At 45.9% G+C, this 20,045-nt stretch carries 21 protein-coding genes; 9 read left to right on the top strand and 12 right to left on the bottom strand.

All coding sequences use genetic code 11. The features are described from left to right. Positions 1–367 precede the first annotated feature (367 nt). Positions 368–1,018 (top strand): bifunctional phosphoribosyl-AMP cyclohydrolase/phosphoribosyl-ATP diphosphatase HisIE, encoded by a 651-nt coding sequence (hisIE, locus tag QUB13_RS26490; protein WP_333092113.1) that lies wholly within the window; start codon positions 368–370, stop codon positions 1,016–1,018. A gap of 94 nt (positions 1,019–1,112) precedes the next feature. Here hisIE and QUB13_RS26485 read toward each other — a convergent pair whose 3' ends face one another. The 3 genes from QUB13_RS26485 to QUB13_RS26475 form a co-directional block, all read right to left on the bottom strand. Next, positions 1,113–3,269, bottom strand: a complete 2,157-nt coding sequence (locus QUB13_RS26485; protein WP_333386934.1) for an iron uptake porin — start codon at positions 3,267–3,269, stop codon at positions 1,113–1,115. 135 nt (positions 3,270–3,404) lie between these two features. Continuing rightward, positions 3,405–3,557 carry a hypothetical protein gene (locus QUB13_RS26480; RefSeq protein ID WP_333386931.1) on the bottom strand — a complete coding sequence of 51 codons (153 nt, stop codon included), beginning with the start codon at positions 3,555–3,557 and terminating at the stop codon, positions 3,405–3,407. 134 nt (positions 3,558–3,691) lie between these two features. Further along, on the bottom strand, positions 3,692–4,978 hold the full coding sequence (locus QUB13_RS26475; protein ID WP_333386928.1) for an MFS transporter: 1,287 nt from the start codon (positions 4,976–4,978) through the stop codon (positions 3,692–3,694). Positions 4,979–5,336: 358 nt separating this feature from the next. Between QUB13_RS26475 and QUB13_RS26470 the strand changes: the two genes are divergently transcribed. After that, complete coding sequence (locus tag QUB13_RS26470; protein ID WP_333092108.1) at positions 5,337–5,843, top strand: hypothetical protein; 507 nt, start codon at positions 5,337–5,339, stop codon at positions 5,841–5,843. A gap of 110 nt (positions 5,844–5,953) precedes the next feature. On the opposite strand, the gene QUB13_RS26465 is transcribed toward QUB13_RS26470, so the two are convergent. From QUB13_RS26465 to upp, 3 genes are all read right to left on the bottom strand, one after another. Beyond that, positions 5,954–6,247: a TMEM165/GDT1 family protein gene (locus QUB13_RS26465; RefSeq protein ID WP_265233198.1), complete on the bottom strand. Its 294-nt coding sequence runs from the start codon at positions 6,245–6,247 to the stop codon at positions 5,954–5,956. Positions 6,248–6,628: 381 nt separating this feature from the next. Beyond that, a complete protein-coding gene (locus tag QUB13_RS26460) occupies positions 6,629–7,096 on the bottom strand; it encodes a TMEM165/GDT1 family protein (RefSeq protein ID WP_333092106.1) in 468 nt (155 codons plus the stop codon). 469 nt (positions 7,097–7,565) lie between these two features. Further along, a complete protein-coding gene (upp, locus tag QUB13_RS26455) occupies positions 7,566–8,216 on the bottom strand; it encodes a uracil phosphoribosyltransferase (RefSeq protein WP_333386959.1) in 651 nt (216 codons plus the stop codon). A gap of 298 nt (positions 8,217–8,514) precedes the next feature. On the opposite strand from upp, the gene QUB13_RS26450 reads away from it, so the two are divergent. Together QUB13_RS26450 and crtH are read left to right on the top strand one after the other, a co-directional pair. After that, positions 8,515–8,751 carry a hypothetical protein gene (locus tag QUB13_RS26450; protein WP_333386922.1) on the top strand — a complete coding sequence of 79 codons (237 nt, stop codon included), beginning with the start codon at positions 8,515–8,517 and terminating at the stop codon, positions 8,749–8,751. A gap of 122 nt (positions 8,752–8,873) precedes the next feature. Beyond that, positions 8,874–10,418 carry a carotenoid isomerase gene (gene crtH / locus QUB13_RS26445; RefSeq protein ID WP_333386919.1) on the top strand — a complete coding sequence of 515 codons (1,545 nt, stop codon included), beginning with the start codon at positions 8,874–8,876 and terminating at the stop codon, positions 10,416–10,418. A gap of 145 nt (positions 10,419–10,563) precedes the next feature. On the opposite strand, the gene QUB13_RS26440 is transcribed toward crtH, so the two are convergent. Next, positions 10,564–11,004: a pentapeptide repeat-containing protein gene (locus QUB13_RS26440; RefSeq protein ID WP_333386916.1), complete on the bottom strand. Its 441-nt coding sequence runs from the start codon at positions 11,002–11,004 to the stop codon at positions 10,564–10,566. 571 nt (positions 11,005–11,575) lie between these two features. Between QUB13_RS26440 and QUB13_RS26435 the strand changes: the two genes are divergently transcribed. After that, entirely contained in the window at positions 11,576–14,902 is a 3,327-nt protein-coding gene (locus QUB13_RS26435; RefSeq protein ID WP_333386913.1) for an EAL domain-containing protein, read from the top strand. 348 nt (positions 14,903–15,250) lie between these two features. Here QUB13_RS26435 and QUB13_RS26430 read toward each other — a convergent pair whose 3' ends face one another. From QUB13_RS26430 to QUB13_RS26420, 3 genes are all read right to left on the bottom strand, one after another. After that, positions 15,251–15,379 carry a hypothetical protein gene (locus QUB13_RS26430; protein ID WP_333386911.1) on the bottom strand — a complete coding sequence of 43 codons (129 nt, stop codon included), beginning with the start codon at positions 15,377–15,379 and terminating at the stop codon, positions 15,251–15,253. Continuing rightward, a complete protein-coding gene (sipA, locus tag QUB13_RS26425; protein WP_194067195.1) occupies positions 15,376–15,597 on the bottom strand; it encodes a regulatory protein SipA in 222 nt (73 codons plus the stop codon). Before sipA ends, QUB13_RS26430 begins: the two co-directional genes overlap by 4 nt. A gap of 246 nt (positions 15,598–15,843) precedes the next feature. After that, complete coding sequence (locus tag QUB13_RS26420) at positions 15,844–16,071, bottom strand: hypothetical protein (RefSeq protein ID WP_333386908.1); 228 nt, start codon at positions 16,069–16,071, stop codon at positions 15,844–15,846. A 174-nt stretch (positions 16,072–16,245) separates the two neighbouring features. Between QUB13_RS26420 and rbfA the strand changes: the two genes are divergently transcribed. From rbfA to QUB13_RS26405, 3 genes are all read left to right on the top strand, one after another. Further along, positions 16,246–16,680, top strand: a complete 435-nt coding sequence (rbfA, locus tag QUB13_RS26415; protein WP_333386906.1) for a 30S ribosome-binding factor RbfA — start codon at positions 16,246–16,248, stop codon at positions 16,678–16,680. A gap of 123 nt (positions 16,681–16,803) precedes the next feature. Then, positions 16,804–18,480, top strand: coding sequence for a glycoside hydrolase family 3 N-terminal domain-containing protein (locus QUB13_RS26410; RefSeq protein ID WP_333386903.1), 1,677 nt, complete (start codon positions 16,804–16,806; stop codon positions 18,478–18,480). Between the two features lie 356 nt (positions 18,481–18,836). Beyond that, complete coding sequence (locus QUB13_RS26405) at positions 18,837–19,070, top strand: DUF4327 family protein (protein WP_333386899.1); 234 nt, start codon at positions 18,837–18,839, stop codon at positions 19,068–19,070. A 76-nt stretch (positions 19,071–19,146) separates the two neighbouring features. Here QUB13_RS26405 and QUB13_RS26400 read toward each other — a convergent pair whose 3' ends face one another. Next, positions 19,147–19,551 carry a hypothetical protein gene (locus tag QUB13_RS26400; protein WP_333386896.1) on the bottom strand — a complete coding sequence of 135 codons (405 nt, stop codon included), beginning with the start codon at positions 19,549–19,551 and terminating at the stop codon, positions 19,147–19,149. A gap of 23 nt (positions 19,552–19,574) precedes the next feature. Here QUB13_RS26400 and QUB13_RS26395 point away from each other — a divergent pair, with 23 nt between their 5' ends. Continuing rightward, positions 19,575–19,736 carry a hypothetical protein gene (locus QUB13_RS26395; protein ID WP_194067200.1) on the top strand — a complete coding sequence of 54 codons (162 nt, stop codon included), beginning with the start codon at positions 19,575–19,577 and terminating at the stop codon, positions 19,734–19,736. An 11-nt stretch (positions 19,737–19,747) separates the two neighbouring features. On the opposite strand, the gene QUB13_RS26390 is transcribed toward QUB13_RS26395, so the two are convergent. Then, positions 19,748–20,045, bottom strand: a 298-nt coding sequence (locus tag QUB13_RS26390; protein WP_333386895.1) for a hypothetical protein, incomplete at its 5' end; no start/stop codon positions are given.

The raw sequence follows: 20,045 nt of genomic DNA, 5'->3' as shown, positions 1-20,045 counted from the left end.
TACTTTTATAGCGACTTCAGGATAATGGTTAGGTCGATTTAAAGAAACTATGTTAATTGATTTTAGGATACAAACCAATCCGTAGCAATACTAGGTTGGGTTTTTCAGGCTTTGTACTGCTGGCACCGATCGCACTCAATTGTAATTTTTTGTAAAATTGTTGTTGACAATTTGTCCCTAACTTGCTATGTTGCCACAGGTGTCGATCGCCAAAAAGCTGTGTCTTCAGTAACTCGCTTCTGGCTTAAAGATTAGCTATCTCTTCTTTTCTTTTGTTTCTCTGTCTCAAGAGCGTCCTCTGCGGTTAATGAAAAGAATTGTCGGACAAAAAAGCGTAAATCTCTACTATCAAAGTTGAAATAAAATTATGTCTGCTACGGATTTGTCTAGTTTAAGCCGATCGATTCCCATTGAAAAGATTCGTTACGACGATCGCGGTTTAGTGCCGGCGATCGTCCAAGATTACTTAGACGGCACTGTATTGATGATGGCGTGGATGAATCGCGAGTCGCTGCAAAAAACCCTCGCAACCGGTCAAACTTGGTTCTGGAGTCGTTCTCGCGCCGAATTGTGGCCCAAAGGTGCGACTTCGGGACACTTTCAAAATGTCAAAGGGCTGCGTTACGACTGCGATAGCGATGCTTTGCTAGTGACAGTGGAACAAGTCGGAGATATTGCTTGTCACACGGGAGAAAGAAGTTGTTTTCACCAAGTTGATGGGGAAATTGTACCGCCGCCTGGAGATATGTTATCTCAATTATTTGCCGTAATTTGCGATCGGCGAGACAATCCTAACGAAACATCTTACACTTGCAAGTTGTTTGCGGGCGGCGACAACAAAATTCTCAAGAAAATTGGCGAAGAGTCGGCGGAAGTTGTGATGGCTTGCAAAGATGACGACAAAGACGGGATTGCTGGGGAAGTTGCCGATTTATTTTATCACGCTTTGGTTGCTTTAGCTCACCATCAAGTTGATTTGAGAGAAGTATATCGCAAATTGGGCGATCGCAGAAAATAATCATTTGTAGTAAGGACTTTAATCCTTAAGTTGCCTAAATTTATGACAAAAAATTGAAGTCCTTACTACAAACAGATAATAGTGTCGCCACTTTTTAGAAAGTAAAAGTAGTGCGAAGAACGCCCACCCCTACAGTGTCATTATCCTTAGTACCTTCAGGATTGAACAACACAAAAGCACCCGGTGTAATGCTGATATTATCGTTAACTTTGAAACGATAATAAGCTTCTAAATGGTAAGGAGTTGCTTTGTTGGCCTGAAAACGAGCACCGCCCCTTACCGAATCGCGATCCAAAGGCTGTCCAAACAGAATACCTGCATTATTTCCTGATTTGAACAAATCTCGGAAATGTAAACCAACCATCCAACTGTTGAAAGTTGTAGAAGCATTGCTTCTTTCAGCATCAGCAATTATCCAAGCTCCATAGGTAGAAACAGCAACTTTCGGAGAAAGCCGCCAGGTTGCAGTACCGCCAAACGAATTCATCCTCACGCCACCGTTAACAGGTTCTCTATCTCTTCCCAAAATAGAACCCAAATCCGCATCAGATAATCCTGTAGCCAGAATATTCAATTGGTGGCGGCTGTAAGCGTAATTCAAACCAATGTCAATACTGCTAGTTGGTTTAATCGTTAACTGCGCCGCAGCAATCGTACTTCCCTCAAATAAACCAGCCCCCAACGGAGTAGCTGGAAAGCCTAAATCGTTAGGCAAAGCAGCATTTACACTGCCGTACAAAGCTGTGAGATTGAGCTTTTTAGAAATGTTCCAAATAAACCCGCCAGCCGATGCCAAACCGCTGCCAGAAGTGCCGCCGGATACGCGCACTACAGGGTTGTAACCTGCAAACCTAGAAATAGCTTCTTGCCCTTCTCCTGCAAAAGGAGTGATTGCTTGAAAAGCATCGGAAGTTTCCGCCTTCGGGCCAGCAAATAAAGTAATGCTGTTAGAAACTGGAAAGACGTAAAGCAGTTTGTAAAGTTCAACTGTGTTAGCACCGCTGCTAGATAAATTCTGAGGGTTGATTCCGGGAAATTGCGGCTCAAAACTCAGCCTTGCCTGACTGTCAGATAAACCGCTAAATGCTCCCGTTGACAAACCCAAATCTGGCCCGAAGCTGCGAATGTTGTAAGCTTGCAAGCCTGTGATTAATGTGTCTTTGCCGGTGAAACTGGTAAGGAGATTCAGCCGCACTCGGTAATTGAAGACTGTCTGAGTATCGCTGTTATTGTTTTTGGTAGTGTCGGCAACACTAAAAATGGCTTCGCCGCTGAGTTTAGTTGTTGTCGAAAATTGATTTGCTTCTAATTCGGCGGTGCGGGATTCTAAAGCATCGACTCTACCGCGCAAAGTTGCCAATTCTGCTGCAAATTCTTCTTGCAATCTTTGGATAGAAGCTAAATCTTCTTTGGTTGCTAAATTTCCTGTACCGCCTTTAATCAGCTCTGTAACTTTATCCAAGCAAGCATTTAAACCGGCGGCGAATTCGTAGCGAGTCATTGCCCGATTGCCTCGGAATGTGCCGTCTGGATATCCCGCTATGCAGCCGTATCTTTCTACGAGAGATTGTAAGGCTTGAAATGCCCAATCTGTCGGGCGCACGTCGGAGAGTTGCGAGACAGATGTTACTTGTTCGAGTTCGGTAGATTCGGGAGTTTGACTGTTGGCTGGTGTGGGCTCTAAGGAAGCGCTGTTTTCGATTTCAGCTAACTTTTCGGCAGTAGGTGTTTGTGTTTGAGCAATGACTGGTGCCGGGTTTTGGGCGGGAATTGCAGATGTTGTTTCTGCGCTTTCGGCTGGTGCCGGGTTTTGGGCGGGAATCGCCGATGTGGTTTCTGTGATTTCGGCTGGTGTCTGCGGGTTTTGGGCGGGAATCGCAGATGTTGTGTCTGCGATTTCGGCTGGGGCTTGGTTGGCTGGTTTTTCGGCTGAGTTTAATGAGTTTTTTGGGTGATTTTCTGCGGTTAATGCTGCAGTTTCGGGCTGATTGAGGTTGGCGACGCGATCGTCTGTTGAGGTGGTACTGTCAACTGGTGGCTCCTCGATTTGTTTGAATTCTGATGTTTGAGGGATTTTGAGCGGATTTTCAACAGTTGTATTCAGGCTAATTTTATCATCTGACTCTTTTAAGTCTTGAGTGCTTAATGTTTCTCGATCTGCAACCGGTGGCATGGCTGCCAATGGTAAAGAAGCGACAAGTAGATACAGTAAACCTGCTCCGCAGGCACTAAATAGTAAATGTGTTTTCACTGCGACTCCTCACAAAGAAATTTTAAAATTGCTAGTAGCTTTCTAGCGATTGTAAATCTATTCGGCAGCCAAAATCACAAGTTTTAAGTTCATAAATTTTGGATTTTTTATATCTTTAATAAGCTCTGTAATAGATTACGCAAAAATGGTGTCGCTGTGTTCTTGGTAGGGATAAGCTGCGCCGAAGTACCATACAGATAGACTGTGTACGGAGGCGACTTTGTATAAAATAATTGCCTTAGTTTGCGGAGGCAGGGGCGACGATCGCTCTACCGGGTTTTTCGGCACAATATTTGCTTAAAACTTTCTATTTTGGTTCCAAAATCCGGTTTTTTGGTTCGGGTATGTGTGCCAAAAATGCCGATCGCAGTTTGAGGGCGATCGGCATTTTTGGCAATTTCTTTATTTGTCTAGTTTACGTATCACAAAAGTTGTTTTTTTGCAATTATTTTTTCTTTCAACATTGGATCGAGCTTTCGCAAAATCGCGATCGCCAATATCACGCTAACAGCCAAACCCAACCAAAAATTATCCGCCCCCCATTTACCCCGATCCAAGGCGAAACCGCCCAGCGGCGGCCCGATTAAATAGCCGATCGCCCAACACTGAGAATTAAGCGCCAAATACACGCCTCGCAAAGACTCCGGCGCTAAATCCACCACCAAAGCCGAAGCAAAAGGCGTATAAGCAACTGTCGCTAAGGACAAAAAGCTCAAGCCTAAAACAGCTAAAAATAGATTGCCAGTTGCTGCCATTCCCGTCAAGCCGATCGCGATAAATCCCATTCCCCACAGCAGCGCCGAAATCATCAAAGCTTTTGGATGGGAAAACCCCCTCAAAGCTTTCACAATCGGCAGTTGCAAAGCTACCGTTAAAAATGTACTAAAAGCAAACAAAACGGTAATTGTACCTGTAGAAAAGCCTGTTCCCGATGTCCCCACCTGTACAAACTTGCTAAAATACAGCGGCATTGTGGTTTGAATTTGGGAAATGTAGAGAGTGAACAAAATATTTACCGAGGCATATACTAGCAAAGTGCGATCGTTCAACGCCACCATCCAGCCATTTTTGAGATTTTTTGGGCTGGCATCTGTTGCAGTAGAAGGTTTGTAGGTTTCTGAAATGGCGATCGCCACCACCGCAAACAACACTATAAACGAGATACCGTCGATAATAAAGAGCGATCGATAATTCCCCGTTACCGCAATCAAAACACCGCCAAAAATAATCCCAACTTGCAAACCCAAATTATCAGCAAGCCGCGTCAAAGCAAAAGCCTCCTGTCGCCGATCGCCCTCCGTTAAATCCGCCACCATTGTCTCCGTTGGAGGCCAATACAAACCCACGCCAAAACCCATCAGTATATTTCCTGCAACTAAGCCGCCGAAATTATTAGTTGCCGCCAGTACAAAAGAAGCGACAGCCGCAATCATTGTCGCCAGCAATAAAGTTCGCCGCCTTCCCCAAAATTTAGAATCGCAAAAAGAACCGCCCAAAACGCGGCCGAATATTCCCGCAATTGAACCGATACCCAAACCGATACCAACAGCAGTTGCAGATAAACCGACGCGATCGACAAAAAAGATCGGCGCGTAAAATAAAGTAAAACCGGTGCCGCTTTGCGAGAGGAATCTGCCTGCGGCGAGAATCCAGACTTGAGTGGGGAGACGGGGAAGCCAAGATGATAGTTGAAATTTCAATTTAGGCATATACAGCAGATTGTAGGTCGATCGAGTTAGCAATTAGTGGTAAATTAATAGGGTGTCTCAGCTTTGAGCGGTCAATATATCGATCGAACAATCCGCCGCTGACGCACCACCCTACAACCGACTAAATTAGTAGCGTGCGTCAGCTTTTAGCCGTTAATTATCTATAAAACAATCCGCTGCGGTTGCGCCTAAAATTACAAATGTTCGATCGCGCGATCGAACATTTTCCCGCCGGCTTAACAATTCTTCTAAGTCAGTTAAAAAAGTTACCATTCATTTAAAAATACTTAACACAATTTTCTAGAAAAGTTAGTTAAACTCTAGAAAAGGCAGAAAAAAATTTTAGATGGTCAATTATATGACAGCTATTACAACATCAAGAGTGGAATCAATCAAACCGCGCTGGCAAGCAATTGTTATGGTAGCCCTAATTTTCTGGCTCAGCGCTAGCCTGATTATGGATTTAGTAATTATGCCCAGCCTGTTTGTATCGGGAATGATGACATCTCCTGAGTTTGCAACAGCCGGAAATATGATGTTCTGGGGATTCAACCGCGTTGAGTTGATCTGTTCGGGCTTGGTAGCAACGGGTTTGATGGTTTTGAGCAATTTATTCGGTGACTTCGGCAAGCGCAGTCGCACAGCAATCATATTATCATTGGTACTTCTGGCGATCGCCCTGATTGACACCTACAGTCTCACACCTCAAATGAGCGCCTTGGGAATGCAGCTAAATCTGTTCGATTCAGCAGCAGAAGTCCCCGCCGGGATGAATTTACTGCACCAAGGATATTTTGTCTTGGAAGCTGTGAAGTTGACCCTCGGCGCTACCTTGGTGGGCTGGTGTTACCAAAACCAAGTTTAACCGACACAATCCTCAGAGAATAAAAAACTCAAAAATTAGCGGCGGGCGTGAATTCACACCCGCCGTTAATTTTTGGAAATTTTAGCCATCTTGATATATTTCAGTCAATCCTACTCGGAAGCTTCCGCCTCATCAGATTTTGGCCACAGCAACCGCAAGCCCATTACCGCAAATCCGATCGCCGCGATCGTCTTTACCAATCGCTCTGGTAACACCTCCGCCGTGCCTTGTCCAACCAAAACGCCAATTAAGCTAGCTAACAACAGCGCCGACGCAGTGCCAAAAAATACAGCCCTGGGCGAGTTAGAACTGCTACCAAGGGCGATCGCAGCTAATTGACTTTTGTCACCCAATTCTGACAAAAACACCGTCATAAAAGTTATTCCTAAAAGTTGCCAATCCATGTTTATTTTTTAGTTATGAATTTGTAGGGCGCACAACGCGCATTGATTGAATTTGTAGACTTACCCACAGGCTCCCAGAAACCAGGTTTCTCTCCAAAATCTTCGGTTTCACCCAAAGATGCAGCCAGAAACCAGGTTTCTTGCAACTTATCCCCACCCAATCAGTAATATCAAATCCTCTCTTCATCCGAATAGTAAATTAACTGTTGACTGTTAACTGTTGACTGTTGACTGTTGACTGTTGACTGTTGACTGTTGACTGTTGACTGCTGACTGTTGACTGTTGACTGTTAACAGTTAACATCATGTATGAGTGCAACTGGACATGATATAGTTACCAATTCTTCAATCTAAAATCTAAAATCTAAAATCTAAAATCGTTTATCCCAGCACTTCCCACAGCAAAGCCGCCGCAATCACCAGCAAAATCACCCCAGCAGCTCTCTCCAAAGTTTTCGGAGCAATCCGACTAGCCATCCACCTTCCCAGCAAAACCCCCAGCAAACTGGTTGCTATCAAAGCTGAACCCGCACCCGCAAAAACAATCCAAGGATTCCGAGATTCAGCCGTCATCAGCAAAATCGCGAGCTGAGTTTTGTCTCCAATTTCAGCAAAAAAAATAGTTGCAAACGTCGAAGCAAAAATTGCCCAGTGGTTGGGCTTCAGTCCTTTTTCTTCATGACAAATATCGGCATTTGTACTCACTGAGAGTTCAACCTGCTCCGGGGTTAAAGCAGCACAACTCTTAGAAGCCTCTATTATTTGTGTTTGTAGGTGTTGCGGCAAGTCGGAATTGGGGGTGGGTGAGTCAGAACCAGACAAGCTTGGCGGTAAAGAATCAAGTTTCACGGGCAATGAGTGCTAAACGCTATTTATTTTTGACTTATAGTTTTAATCTTAACTTTCTCTGTGCCTGATTTTACTGGCGTCCGGGTAATCTTTTTTACCGGAGTTTCCAGAAACTGATTCCAGAAACCACTCACCGCACCTAAATACGGAGAAATCGAATCAGACAATTTTAGATTTTAGATTTTAGATTGGGGATGATTCACTGGATATGAGTTTGATATCATGTCCGGTTGATTGACCGCAATCAGTAAGGTTGTTAGTACGTCGTGGTGTCCGCTCTTGCGTTGCGGACTCGCATTCGGCACGCGCGATCCGTTTTTGTTATGGTAATCGATCGCACATGATATGACGCTTCCCTACAGTTGCACGATTTGGGAAAAATGATACAACCGCGAGATTTATCTGTGGAATCAATTTTTCAATCAAAAATCCACAATCCAAAATCCACAATCCAAAATCTAAAATTGTATTAGGTGCCGTAAGTTCGATCGCCCGCATCACCCAAACCAGGTACAATAAAACCCTGTTCGTTCACTGTTTCGTCGATCGTCGCCGTGTAAATAATCAAATTCGGGTACTCTGCACTCAGCATCTTCAAAGCTGGAGGAGCAACCACCACAGAAATAATCCGAATCAAGCTCGGATCAATTCCCCGCGAAGTCAACTCCCGCATAGTCGCCCCAATCGTACCGCCAGTCGCCAGCATCGGCTCGCTAATTATCACCCGCGTTTGGGGGTTAAACTGCGCCGGCAATTTATTCAAATAACAAATCGGCTCCAGCGTCTCCTCATTCCTTGCCATACCGAGGTGGTAAACCGAAGCCAGCGGCACAACCGTCTGAATTCCTTCCAGTAGTGACAAACCCGCCCGCAAAATCGGTACCACAACTAACGGAGCTTCCGGGTTAATAAACGTCGCCGGACATTCGCCCAAAGGCGTTTGCACCGTTGTCTCCACAGTCGGGAGCCACTCTCGAATTGCCTCGTAGGCCAGCCACCTTCCCAATTCTGTCATCGCAGAACGAAAAAGTACCGATGGGGTGGCCGCGTCGCGGGCGACAGCCAGCCAGTGTTTAATTAACGGATGTGGAGGAACGTAAACGCGCAGTTGCAGGGACATGAGGAAATTGCCGAGATTGCTAGGTTTCAGGGATTTTATGCACAGAGCGATCGTTTTCGTTGTAGCCCCCGTAGGGGCGGGCTTCGCTAACGATCGCTCTGTGCAACTTATCACAATCTTTAATCGAAAATCTCAAATCGAAAATGGAACATCTCAAATCCTACAACTGGCTTGGTTTGCCGACCGCCGCCAACTTATTGAAATATTTTTCCAATAGTGTTGACATTAATTAGCAACAAGGCTATAGTAATTTTTAGTGTTCTCCTCTCAAAGGATCGGCAGACGGGGGCAGTCGGCAATGGTAGACTGTTCCCGCATTTTTTTTGGAAGGAAGAAGCCTTGCGAAGGAAGAGGGAAGAAGGAAGAGGGAAGTTCGGCAACGAGCAATGTACGGGATATAACGGATGTAACGGATGTAAGTCCGTCGGAAGAAGGAAGAGGGAAGAAGGCATCCGAAGGAAGAGGGAAGAAGGAAGAGGGAAGAAGGAAGAGGGAAGACACAAGAAGGCACCCGAAGCTAGAAGCTAGAAGCTAGAAGCTAGAAGCTATAGGTTAGAACAGGCTGACACACCAGAGGTAGAGGGAAAATCGTAGAGGCAAGAGTTCAGGAAGGGCGATCGACTGTAAAATTATCTCAATATTAAGATTTTTAACCCAATGTCAGCTCCTACTCAATCCCAGTTATTCTCTCCCAACTCCGGCCCTACAGAGCAAGAGTTTGATGTGATCGTCATCGGTTCCGGCATTGGCGGACTCGTGACAGCCACCCAGCTAGCAGCCAAGAAAGCCAAAGTTTTGGTGCTCGAAAGCTACACAATTCCCGGCGGTAGTGCTGGATATTTTGATCGAGAAGGCTACAGATTTGATGTCGGAGCCTCCATGATATTTGGATTCGGACAGCGCGGCACCACCAACCTCCTCACCCGCGCCCTCAAAGCAGTCAACGTCACCCTAGAAACAATTCCCGACCCCGTACAGCTTCACTATCACCTACCCGACGGCTTGGATTTGGAAGTTCCCCAGCCTTATGAGAAATACTTGCAAGAATTAATCGACAGATTCCCCCACGAACGCCAAGGAATCCAGAAATTTTATGGCGAATGCTGGAACGTATTCAACTGCCTCAACGGCATGGAATTGCTATCCCTAGAAGAACCCGGATATCTGGTGCGAGTCTTCTTTCAAAATCCTTTAGCCTGTTTGGGATTAGTAAAATATTTGCCTCAAAATACTGGCGACATTGCGCGGCGCTACATAAAAGACCCGACTTTACTGAAATTTATCGACATGGAATGCTACTACTGGTCTGTAGTACCCGCAGACTTAACACCGATGATTAACGCCGGAATGGTATTTTCCGACAGACATTACGGCGGCATAAATTATCCCAAAGGCGGAGTCGGTCAAATTGCCCAAAAATTGGTCGAAGGATTAGAAAAATGCGGCGGAAAAATTCAATACAAAGCTAAAGCAAAAAAAATTATCACAGAAAACGGCCGCGCTGTCGGAGTCGAACTCGCAACGGGCGAAGTTTACCGCGCCAAGCGAATAGTTTCTAACGCCACGCGCTGGGATACTTTTGAAAAATTGCTGCCGGCAGAAGAGATGCCAGCTAGCGAGAAGAAATGGCAGCAGCGCTATCAAAAAGCACCCAGTTTCCTGAGTTTACATTTGGGAGTGGAAGCAAGCGCCATCCCTGCCGGTACTGCCTGCCACCACATTTTGTTAGAAGCTTGGGACAAAATGGAAGCGCCGGAGGGAACTATTTTAGTCTCAATTCCGACCGTGCTAGACCCGGATTTAGCTCCGGCAGGATATCACATCGTTCACGCTTTTACTTCGAGTTGGATAGAAGAGTGGGAAGGACTTGCGGCGCAGGAATACGAGGAGAAAAAAGAAGAGGCTGCGGGGAGAATTATTGACCGATTAGAAACAATTTTTCCCGGTTTAGATGCTGGTTTGGATTATATGGAAGTGGGGACTGCGCGTTCTCACCGCCGCTTTTTGGGCCGCGAAGACGGAACTTACGGGCCGATTCCGCGACAAAAGTTAATGGGTTTGTTGGGAATGCCGTTTAATCGAACTTCTATGCCTGGTTTGTATTGTGTGGGCGACAGTACGTTTCCGGGACAGGGTTTAAATGCGGTGGCGTTTTCTGGCTTTGCTTGCGCGCACCGAATTGCTGTGGATTTGGGTTTTTAGATTTTTTTCAGGACATACCGAGAAAATCTGATTTGCTATCCGCTAAAATAACCCCAATCGCTAAAAACTAAAAACCCGGTTTCTGGGGAGAAACCGGGTTTTTTAACTGAAAAAGGGTGCTTTGCATTCTTTCTTTAAAAAGAGTTTACTGGTCGTAGCTGCCGCCGACACCGATTTTGGTATTGTAGATTTTGGCATCGGTAATAGTCATATCTTCCATTGATGCACCGGATACGTCGGCGGTGTTGATGATGGCTGCAGTCAGATTTGCCCGATCGAGGTCTGCATCATTTAAACTGGCGTTAGTCAAGAAAACTGCGGTTAAGTTAGCACCAGTCAAGTTAGCCGCCGTCAAATCAGCACCTTCGAGGTTAGCGCGATAGAGGTTAGCACCTTGCAAATTTGCTTCTCTCAAATCTGCACCAATTAAATGAGCACCGGTCAAATCTGCTCCAGACAAGTCGCACTGAAAACATTGGCCGGTTGACAGTAACTGTTTGACTTGAGCCGGATTTTCGGCACGGGCCGGGCCGCCGAACAGTAAGGGAGCAATTAAAAGAGTTGCTGTTAATAGATGGCGTTTCATATTTTTTTCCTCGGTTTATTATGTGTTTAAGTTCTACTGTTTATACCTACAATTTTACCACGGTTGTTTTCGCAACTTGCGATCGCCTTCACAGATTTACTGTGATATCGATTGCCCTTGACAGCGCACAGATGGTTTCCTAAAGCTCGCAAAATTTAATGTCGCAAAACTTAACAATGCCAAACTTTAAGACAATGCTTTTTTGTAGTAACATATTCTATATTAGCCAAAATCGTCCGTAAATGTGTCTTTCTAAAGAAGGATATGATTGATAACGCGATCGATCGTTGTAGCAGGTAACTCGATCGCCAAAAAAATCAAAACCAACACACTATTTTTAATAAAAGTGTCACGAGACTCAAAATTTAACTTAAAATAAAGATCGGCTTATAACTTTGTAGGTAGAGCTAGAGCCGTCACCGGCCTGCTACCGGGCCAAACAACAGGTGCATTTTTTACAAGAAATTTTTATGCTGTCTCAGCAGCGCTGTAAAACTCCAGCTAGTGCTTGGAAAGCAGGGCTTTTTTGGAATGTCGCAGAGCCAGCGCGATCGCAAAAATTTATTAAATTATGTTCAAAAACGATTCCTCCAAGTATCTGCCAACTTTAGATCGAGTAATTGACCGCTCCCCCTTGACAGTTGCGCCAGATACCCCATTAGCAGAAGTAATTACGCTCATGGGCCAACAGCGCCCGACTTGTCCTCTAAACGCAGATATTCCAACAACCAATCTCTACCAGCAGCTAACAGAAATTGCCAATCCGCACACCTCAAACATCCTCAGAGATGCCAGAGGGATCTGCGTCTTTGTGGTGGAAACATCTCTAGAAAAATCAAACTGGCAATCTGCTCAAAATTGTCAATTACAAGGAATTTTTACCGAGAGAGATCTCGTCGATTTGATTGCTTCCGGCAAAAATTTAAAAAATGTTACGATCGCAGAAGTGATGCGACAGCCGACGGCAACGCTGACAAATGATGAAGATCGAGACATTTTTAGCGCCTTAATTCTGCTTAGCCAGCATAAAATTCACCACCTGCCAGTATTAGATCGCAGCGGTCAACTCCTAGGAGTAATTACCCCCGAAAGTATTCGCCAAGCAATGGTGCAACCGGCAAATATCTTAAAAATGCACAGCGTCAAAGAAGTAATGACCGCAGAAGTCATTCAAGCGCCTCGCTCAGCGTCTGTTCTGAGTTTAGCTGAGTTGATGGCGCAGCACCGCGTTAGCTGCGTGGTAATTACAGAACCCAGAGAGTTATCGATGAATTTGCCGTTCCCAATTCCCGTAGGTATCGTCACAGAACGGGATATTGTGGAATTTCAAGCTTTAGATATAGATTTGTCGCAAACGATCGCCCTCACAGTGATGAGTAGCCCCTTATTTAGTCTCAAGCCAGAAGACTCGCTGTGGGTAGCTCATCAGGAAATGCAGCAGCGTTTAGTCCGCAGGTTGCTAGTAAGGGGCGAACGCGGAGAACTGTTGGGAATAGTTACTCAAAGTAGCTTGCTGCGCGTGCTCGATCCGATGGAAATGTCCGGGGCGATCGATATTCTGCACGATTTAGTCGCACAACAAACTAGCGAATTGCAAAAAGCGATTGTCTCCCTCAGCTTGACTAACAGCCGGCTGGAAACGGAAATCGCTACCCGCCAGCAGGCCGAGGTGCGGCTGCAACTCCTAGAATCGGCCGTAGTTAACGCTAACGATGCGATCGTGATTATGGATGCGGGAAACAGCGATATCTCCGATCCCGCCATCATATACGTCAACGAAGCTTTTACCCAAATGACTGGTTATCAGCCCGAAGAAATTATCGGCCAAACACCCAGTTGTCTGCGCGGGCCTGACAGCGACGGCGCTCAAGTTGCCAAAATTCGCCGCGCTTTCTCTCGCCTTGAACCGCTGCGCTTGGAATTGATCAACTACCGCAAAGACGGTTCTACTTATTGGGTGGAACTCAACAGCGTACCCGTTGCTGACGAGTTGGGGAAAGTCACCCACTGGATATCCGTGCAGCGGGATATTAGCGATCGCAAGCGCATGGAACAAGCATTTTTTGAGGAAAAAGAACTCGCTCAAGTTACTCTACAATCGATCGGCGATGCCGTAATCGCTACTGACAGCAACGGCTTCATTTCTACCCTCAATCCAGTTGCTGAACAACTCACCGGTTGGTCAACCTCGGAAGCAAAAGGTTTGCCCCTGGCCAGCGTGCTGAGAATAGTTGACGAAACTACCCGGATGCCGATCGAAAATATCGCCGAAATCGCTTTGTACGAAGGTCGAATAGTTGACCAAGGAAACAACAGCTTGCTGATTGCTCGCCACAACCGCGAATTTGCGATCGACCACTGCGTCGCCCCCATCCACGCCAGCAACGGCCAAATTATCGGGGCCGTCGTTGTGTTCCGAGATGTCACCCAAGTGCGAACTCAAGCGCGGCAGCTAACCTGGCAGGCAACTCACGACCCCTTGACGCAATTGGTCAACCGCCGCGAATTTGAATATCAGCTAGAACACGCCCTGCACAGCGCTCAAGGTTACGGTAAAGAACACGTAATGCTTTACCTCGATCTCGATCGCTTCAAAATAGTTAACGACACAGCAGGTCACGTTGCAGGCGACGAACTGCTCCGCCAAGTCAGCCAGCTATTTAAAAGCAATATCCGCAAAACCGATATTTTGGCGCGTCTCGGCGGCGATGAGTTTGCTGTACTCCTGTACAATTGCCCCCCTGAACAGGGCTTAGATGTTGCAAAATTGCTGCTGCAAAGCATTCAAAAATTCCGGTTTGGGTGGCAGGACAAAACTTTTTCGATCGGCGTTAGTATCGGTTTGGTGGCAATTAATCGCAAAACAACATCGACATCTGCGGTGTTGAGCGCGGTCGATCTAGCCTGCTATGCTGCTAAAAATAAAGGCCGCAATCGGGTGCAGATTTATCGATCGGGCGATCGGGAATTAATCAAACAGCACGGCGAAACCCAGTGGGTAGTCCAAATTAATCAAGCTTTAGAAGAGAATCGCTTGCGCTTGTACTCTCAGCCGATCGTACATTTGCTCAACCCGTCAGCCACCGGCATCCACTGCGAAATCCTGCTGCGCCTCCAGCTTGCAAACGGTCAGTTAGTGTCGCCGATGGCGTTTATTCCCGCCGCCGAACGCTACAACTTGATGCAGGCGATCGATCGCTGGGTAATTCGCACTTTATTTAGCAACTTATCTCAATTATTTACAGCCAATTTATTAGTCCAAAACCCAGAAGCAGAAAGCGCTCGAATTGTTACCTTGCCTGCTGGATATCCCCAATCTAATTTACAATCCTCCTTTGGCAAATATCCCAGCCTTTATGCAATCAACCTTTCTGGCGACAGCATCAACCAAGAAAAGTTGATCGAGTTTATTCAGGAGCAGTTTTCTATCCATCAAATACCGCCACAAATAATTTGCTTTGAGATTACCGAAACCGTGGCGATCGCCAATCTCAGCAAAGCAGCAAGCCTAATTTGGAAACTCAAAGAACTCGGCTGCAAGTTTGCCTTAGACGACTTCGGCAGCGGGATGTCTTCCTTTGCTTACCTGAAAAGCTTGCCCGTTGATTATATCAAAATTGATGGTAATTTTATTAAAAATATTACAGATAATCCTATTGATATCGCAATGGTGGAAGCTATCACCAAGATTGCTCACGTCATGGGAATTAAAACTATTGCCGAATATGTCGAAAATCAAGCGATTATGGATAAAATCAAGGAACTTGGGGTAGATTACGCTCAAGGTTATTTTTTTGGAAAACCCCAACCCTGTAACTTTACATCTCCCCATATAGAGGAAGTATTGGAAGATTTTCAGGTTAATCCTCTAGCTTTGGAAGCAAAGTTAGCTTCTTAAAAATGGAAGTTTGGCAACGAATTTTTTAGTAAATTTAACGTATGTAATGAACACCGATTATAGCCTTTCAAGCGAAAGATGAGGTAATGTCGGGCATAGGGCATAGGGCATAGGGCATAGGGCATAGGGCATAGGGCATAGGGCATAGGGCATAGGGCATAGGGCATACCTCACTTTTTTGAGAAAGGCTATACATTAATTCGAGAGCATCTTTTTAAATTATCTGCGTCTATCAGTCTTAATCTGCCTTGCATCTGCAGTTGACATATCAATTAAATAAAGATTTATGCAATAAGTCTAGATAAGAAGCAAAAGGCAAAAAGGAAAAGGCAGATTTTAATTGTGATATCAATTCCCAATTCCCAATTCCCAATGACAACTGCCAACTAACAACTGCCAACTGCCAACTGCCAACTGCCAACTGCCAACTGCCAACTGCCAACTGCCAACTGCCAACTGCCAACTGCCAACTGTCAACTGTCAACTGCTTCAATGTACTGACTGTCTAACAGAAAAGCACCTTTTTCAAAGCGAATGCCCCAATAATTGCCGGGACGCCGATCGAGTACAACACCCTCAGCGCCGATCGCAATTAGATTTGCAGGCCGCAGCATCGGCATAGGTTCGGCAGTTTTCACGTAGGGCGGCATCGCCACAACTCGCACTTTTTGACCAACAGTAAATTCTTTTTCCATGAGTTTTGCGCCCTAAAAAAACACGGCGATAAAGGAATTTTAACACGGATACGCGGATGGATTTAATTATCTTGCTATCTCTCCAATTTTATGGAGTTTTACAAGGTTGGATTTATTCTATAAAATCGAACAAATTTCATTCCCCAAGGGGCGGATGGGAAAGGAATATTTGTGTTTAATTGATTAATTAGGAATGGATATTACAATGGGGAATCAAGAAGCATAATCAAGGAAATTACGGCAAAATCATTGATACTTTAGGCTGCCATCTTCGTTATATTCAAGTTCATGATATTTTCCCCCTAATCCTAAGTCATAAACACATCGTTGGTAGTTTTTGGCTCCCATGTCGAAAGGGTTTGTCCTGTTCAATCTTGCCCATTCAGCTATCTTTAGCTGGTTAGTTACCCCTGAAGCATCGGCTACGGTTTTGACAATCCAATCAAACATTTTTTCCTCTAAGCTGTATTTCAATCTAGGTCTCTATATTAGCTATATATTCACCACAGCGGTTATCAAACATTTTTTTCCTCTAAGCTGTGTCTCACCCCTAACTCGGACGATCGCCCGTAACACCCCTGACCGATCGCGCTACAATTGTCAATCGGGATGAAAATGGCTGATTAGGAAAGTAGAGGAGTAGGTGTTATGGCTACAAGTCGTCGCATTGAGCGTGTAGCTTCGATGATTAAACGGGAAGTCAGCCTAATGTTGCTGAATGGAATCAAGGACGACCGGGTAGGTGCCGGTATGGTTAGCGTTACCGATGTAATTGTTTCGGGAGACCTTCAGCATACAAAGATTTTTGTCAGCATCTACGGTACTGATGAGGCGAAGGCTGAGACTATGGAAGGTTTGAAATCTGCAACTAGCTACGTCCGCAACCAGTTGGGCCAACGGGTGCAACTGCGCCGGACGCCGGAAGTGATATTTCTCGAAGACCGTTCCCTAGAACGCGGGGATAAAATGCTGATACTGCTAAATCAGCTTTCTGCCGATCGCAAACCCGGTATGTTTGATGACGAAGAATTGGCGGATGGCAATGAAAATGATGATGAAGATTTAAAAACAGACGAGGATTAGTATCTGAAGCTAGTCAACCGCCAACTGACAACCGCCAACTGACAACTAAGAGGGCGGGCACGCACCATCCACCGCCCCTATCAACTGACAACTGACAACTGACAACTGACAACTGACAAATTCATGATAGACAATCTTTCCTTGCCCGAATTGGTAGCCCAGATGTTCGTAGTACGGGCTTCCGGCTGCTTGTTCGACCACCAAATTCGCTATCCCGAATGGGAACCAACGGCTAGCAAACTCCGCTATTATCTGGAAAAATTGGGCGTGGGCGGGGTGATTTTGGTGGGGGGAAGTGCTGCTGAGTTGGCGGTTCGATCGCACCAATTGCAGTCTTGGGCCAAATTTCCGCTGCTGCTGGCGGCTGATATTGAGGAAGGTGTAGGCCAGCGCTTCGCCGGGGCGACTTGGTTCGGGCCGCCGATGGCTATTGCCGAAATTGCGCGGCACGATGCAGCAGCGGCCGATCGCTATGCTGAACAAATGGGCGCTGTGACTGCGATCGAAGCTAGGGCGATCGGTCTAAATTGGATTCTCGCGCCAGTCGTTGATGTGAACAACAATCCCGACAATCCCGTGATTAACGTCCGCGCTTTTGGCGAAACGCCGGAAATTGTTGGCAAATTAGCCAGTGCTTTTATTCGCGGCGCAGGCGAACACCCGGTTTTGACAACAGCTAAGCATTTTCCCGGCCACGGAGATACGGCGGTTGATTCTCACTTGGAATTGCCGGTTTTGCCGCATTCGCCAGCGAGATTGGCCGAGGTTGAGTTGCCTCCTTTTGTCCGGGCGATCGCCAGCGGAGTTGATGCAATCATGAGCGCTCATTTGCTGATTCCGGCTTGGGATTCCGAATTTCCTGCTACTCTTTCTCGCAAAATTTTGATCGGGAAGCTGCGAGAAGAGTTGGGATTTGAAGGTTTGATCGTGACTGATGCTTTGGTGATGGGCGCGATCGCCAATAAGTACGGCCATAACGAGGCTGCTGTTTTGGCGGCTGAGGCTGGTGCTGATGTTTTGCTGATGCCGCTTGACCCGGAAGGGGCGATTTTGGCTGTCTGCGAAGCTGTCACTCAAGGACGGATTTCTTTAGCACAAATCAAGAAATCTGTCAAGCGAATTTGGCAGGCGAAAATTAAGGTGGGTTTGTCGATTTTTGACCCCCCCCAACCCCCCCTTGCTAAGGGGGGGAGTAAGAATCAAACTGCTGTTGTTGATATAGGGAGCAAGAATTCAAAATCGATCGACTCGATCGACTTAGGTTTGCTGGCAAATCCCGAAGCAAGGGCAACGGCTGCCGATATTTTGCGAGATTCTTTAAAGTTTGGGGGAAATCTACCTTTAATAGCGAAAAAACCCTCAGAAAACCAGTTTTTGCGGAATTTGATTATTGTAGATGATGTTTTGGGTTGCGAGTTTTTGGGAAAACACACTCCGGCGATCGCCCGGCCCGAAGAGTTGGGTTACGAATTGCAACTAATTGACGATCGCACAGGTGCGATCGCCCATAATGCAAGTGCAGAGCATTTTTCTCGAACACTGCTACAAATTTTTATTCGCGGCAATTGCTTCCGAGGCAGTGCCGATTTAACCCAAGCAGCGAGAGATTGGTTTAAGAAATTATTAAGCACCGGAGAACTGCAAGCTGTGCTAATTTACGGCAGTCCCTACGTTTTAGAGCAATTTTTACCACATTTGCCTCCCAGTATTCCTTATGTATTTTGTTTCGGGCAAATGCCGGCCGCGCAATCCCTCGCTTTAGAATTGCTGTTCGGTACTGACAAAACGGGCAATAGTTGAACAGTCGGACTCCTGAATATTTCCTTTGCAGGCTCAGCAATTGAATCGATATACCCGGTTTGTCCCCAGAAATTTTGCTGCTGGCGGCAAAGCATTCAGCAACCGGGAATCGGACACTGATGTCTGAGTTGTAATGCAGCTTTGTAGCACATCCGCCGCCTGCTAGCCTGGAACATCTGCTGTGTTTCAAAATCCGAAAACAAATCCGATCGCTTACTCAGGATTCCTATAATTTTTTTTAATCGATCGGTCAAGAGTATATGTGTATACAGAAAAAAAATAACTTACATATTCGGAAGTTTGGATTATATTATTACCAGGGCCATAATTTTTTAGTAAAACCTTGAGGGCGCATCATGATTCACTCAACTATTAACCAACTTCACTACTCTTTAGATGTTATCCAAGATGAAGCGCGCCATCTCGTGCACGAGGGCGTACTTAGCCGACAACAGCCTATCTACACGCTTTGTCAGTTCATCCCGCCCCGAGAATGGTCTTGCGTCGAGGGAGAACTCGAAAAATGCGACTTCTTGCTGCGCGATCGCATCGGCGACCTGATCGGTTCTGAAAAATGGGACAATGACTAAAGTTTAGTTCGGTTAAATAAATTTGCAAGTTAAGTTTGCAACTAAACTCCGGCGGTGTTAAAGAATTTTGAATTCTTTAATCCTGGGAATTTTCGGCGCGCAAATTTTCCAATTCAACCCTCAGCGCTGCCATCTGTGCAGTTAATTCTTGAATCTGTTTGACATCAGCCTGTCCAACCGACTCCGAAGGAGTGTCAGTTGCTGTATCGGATTGCTGGTGCGAGACGGATTCGTCGCTGCTTGCATTCTCCTTCTCGCCCGGTGGGGAGAAAATTGTATCGACAAAATTCCGCGCTTCTTTCTCAGTCATTTCCCCTTTTTCCAGCAACTCATCCGCGAGAAGGCTCAAATCTGACTGGAGTTTGTCCAGATTTTCTTCTCGCTTTAAGGGATCTTGCAATGTCTCAATGAAAAAAGAAGTTGCACCTAAAGTCAGGTGAAATCCTGTTTGCAGGATTTGAGGCAGGTTGTCGGGATTCATCTACAAATGCCGCTAGAAGGCGGTTGGGAGTTTTTGGTTCGCGAGTTACTCCCAATGGGGCGGGGTTGCCGCTTTTTGGGGGAATATCCGAAGTTATCGATCGCGATCGCCCGGAATCAGGAAATATCAGTTTCTCGGGGACGCTTTTTCCTTGCGAACATACTAACTTTACCATTACTCTGTAACTTGAGAAACGTCAAGTGTAAAGTTTTGTAATGAGCGATCGAGACTTCGGCTGTGGATGGATCGGTGGATTTTCCATTGTCGATTTGAGAAAAATTACGCACTGCGACGGCGAGAAACCCGGTTTCTGAGCAAAATTTGCGTCGGGAACGAGAAATCTAGGAAGAAACCGGGTTTCTGAACTCAGCGTGATTCCGAGACAATCTATGGAAGATTTGAGATTGTGAGATTTGAGAACGAGAAATCTAGGAAGAAACCGGGTTTCTGAACTCAGCGTGATTCCGAGACAATCTATGGAAGATTTGAGATTG

The organism is Microcoleus sp. B4-D4, from assembly GCF_036705185.1.
Lineage (GTDB): Bacteria > Cyanobacteriota > Cyanobacteriia > Cyanobacteriales > Microcoleaceae > Microcoleus.
This window is presented reverse-complemented; position numbering and strand designations above follow the sequence as displayed.

Bases quoted from the DNA above. Each gene is read 5' to 3' on its own strand.
- QUB13_RS26435 (WP_333386913.1), top strand. From the start codon at position 11,576: ATGTTCAAAAACGATTCCTCCAAGTATCTGCCAACTTTAGATCGAGTA.
- QUB13_RS26440 (WP_333386916.1), bottom strand. From the start codon at position 11,004: ATGAAACGCCATCTATTAACAGCAACTCTTTTAATTGCTCCCTTACTG.
- QUB13_RS26410 (WP_333386903.1), top strand. From the start codon at position 16,804: ATGATAGACAATCTTTCCTTGCCCGAATTGGTAGCCCAGATGTTCGTA.
- QUB13_RS26475 (WP_333386928.1), bottom strand. From the start codon at position 4,978: ATGCCTAAATTGAAATTTCAACTATCATCTTGGCTTCCCCGTCTCCCC.
- upp (WP_333386959.1), bottom strand. From the start codon at position 8,216: ATGTCCCTGCAACTGCGCGTTTACGTTCCTCCACATCCGTTAATTAAA.
- sipA (WP_194067195.1), bottom strand. From the start codon at position 15,597: ATGGAAAAAGAATTTACTGTTGGTCAAAAAGTGCGAGTTGTGGCGATG.
- QUB13_RS26465 (WP_265233198.1), bottom strand. From the start codon at position 6,247: ATGGATTGGCAACTTTTAGGAATAACTTTTATGACGGTGTTTTTGTCA.
- QUB13_RS26405 (WP_333386899.1), top strand. From the start codon at position 18,837: ATGATTCACTCAACTATTAACCAACTTCACTACTCTTTAGATGTTATC.
- rbfA (WP_333386906.1), top strand. From the start codon at position 16,246: ATGGCTACAAGTCGTCGCATTGAGCGTGTAGCTTCGATGATTAAACGG.
- hisIE (WP_333092113.1), top strand. From the start codon at position 368: ATGTCTGCTACGGATTTGTCTAGTTTAAGCCGATCGATTCCCATTGAA.
- QUB13_RS26450 (WP_333386922.1), top strand. From the start codon at position 8,515: ATGGTAGACTGTTCCCGCATTTTTTTTGGAAGGAAGAAGCCTTGCGAA.
- QUB13_RS26470 (WP_333092108.1), top strand. From the start codon at position 5,337: ATGACAGCTATTACAACATCAAGAGTGGAATCAATCAAACCGCGCTGG.
- crtH (WP_333386919.1), top strand. From the start codon at position 8,874: ATGTCAGCTCCTACTCAATCCCAGTTATTCTCTCCCAACTCCGGCCCT.
- QUB13_RS26400 (WP_333386896.1), bottom strand. From the start codon at position 19,551: ATGAATCCCGACAACCTGCCTCAAATCCTGCAAACAGGATTTCACCTG.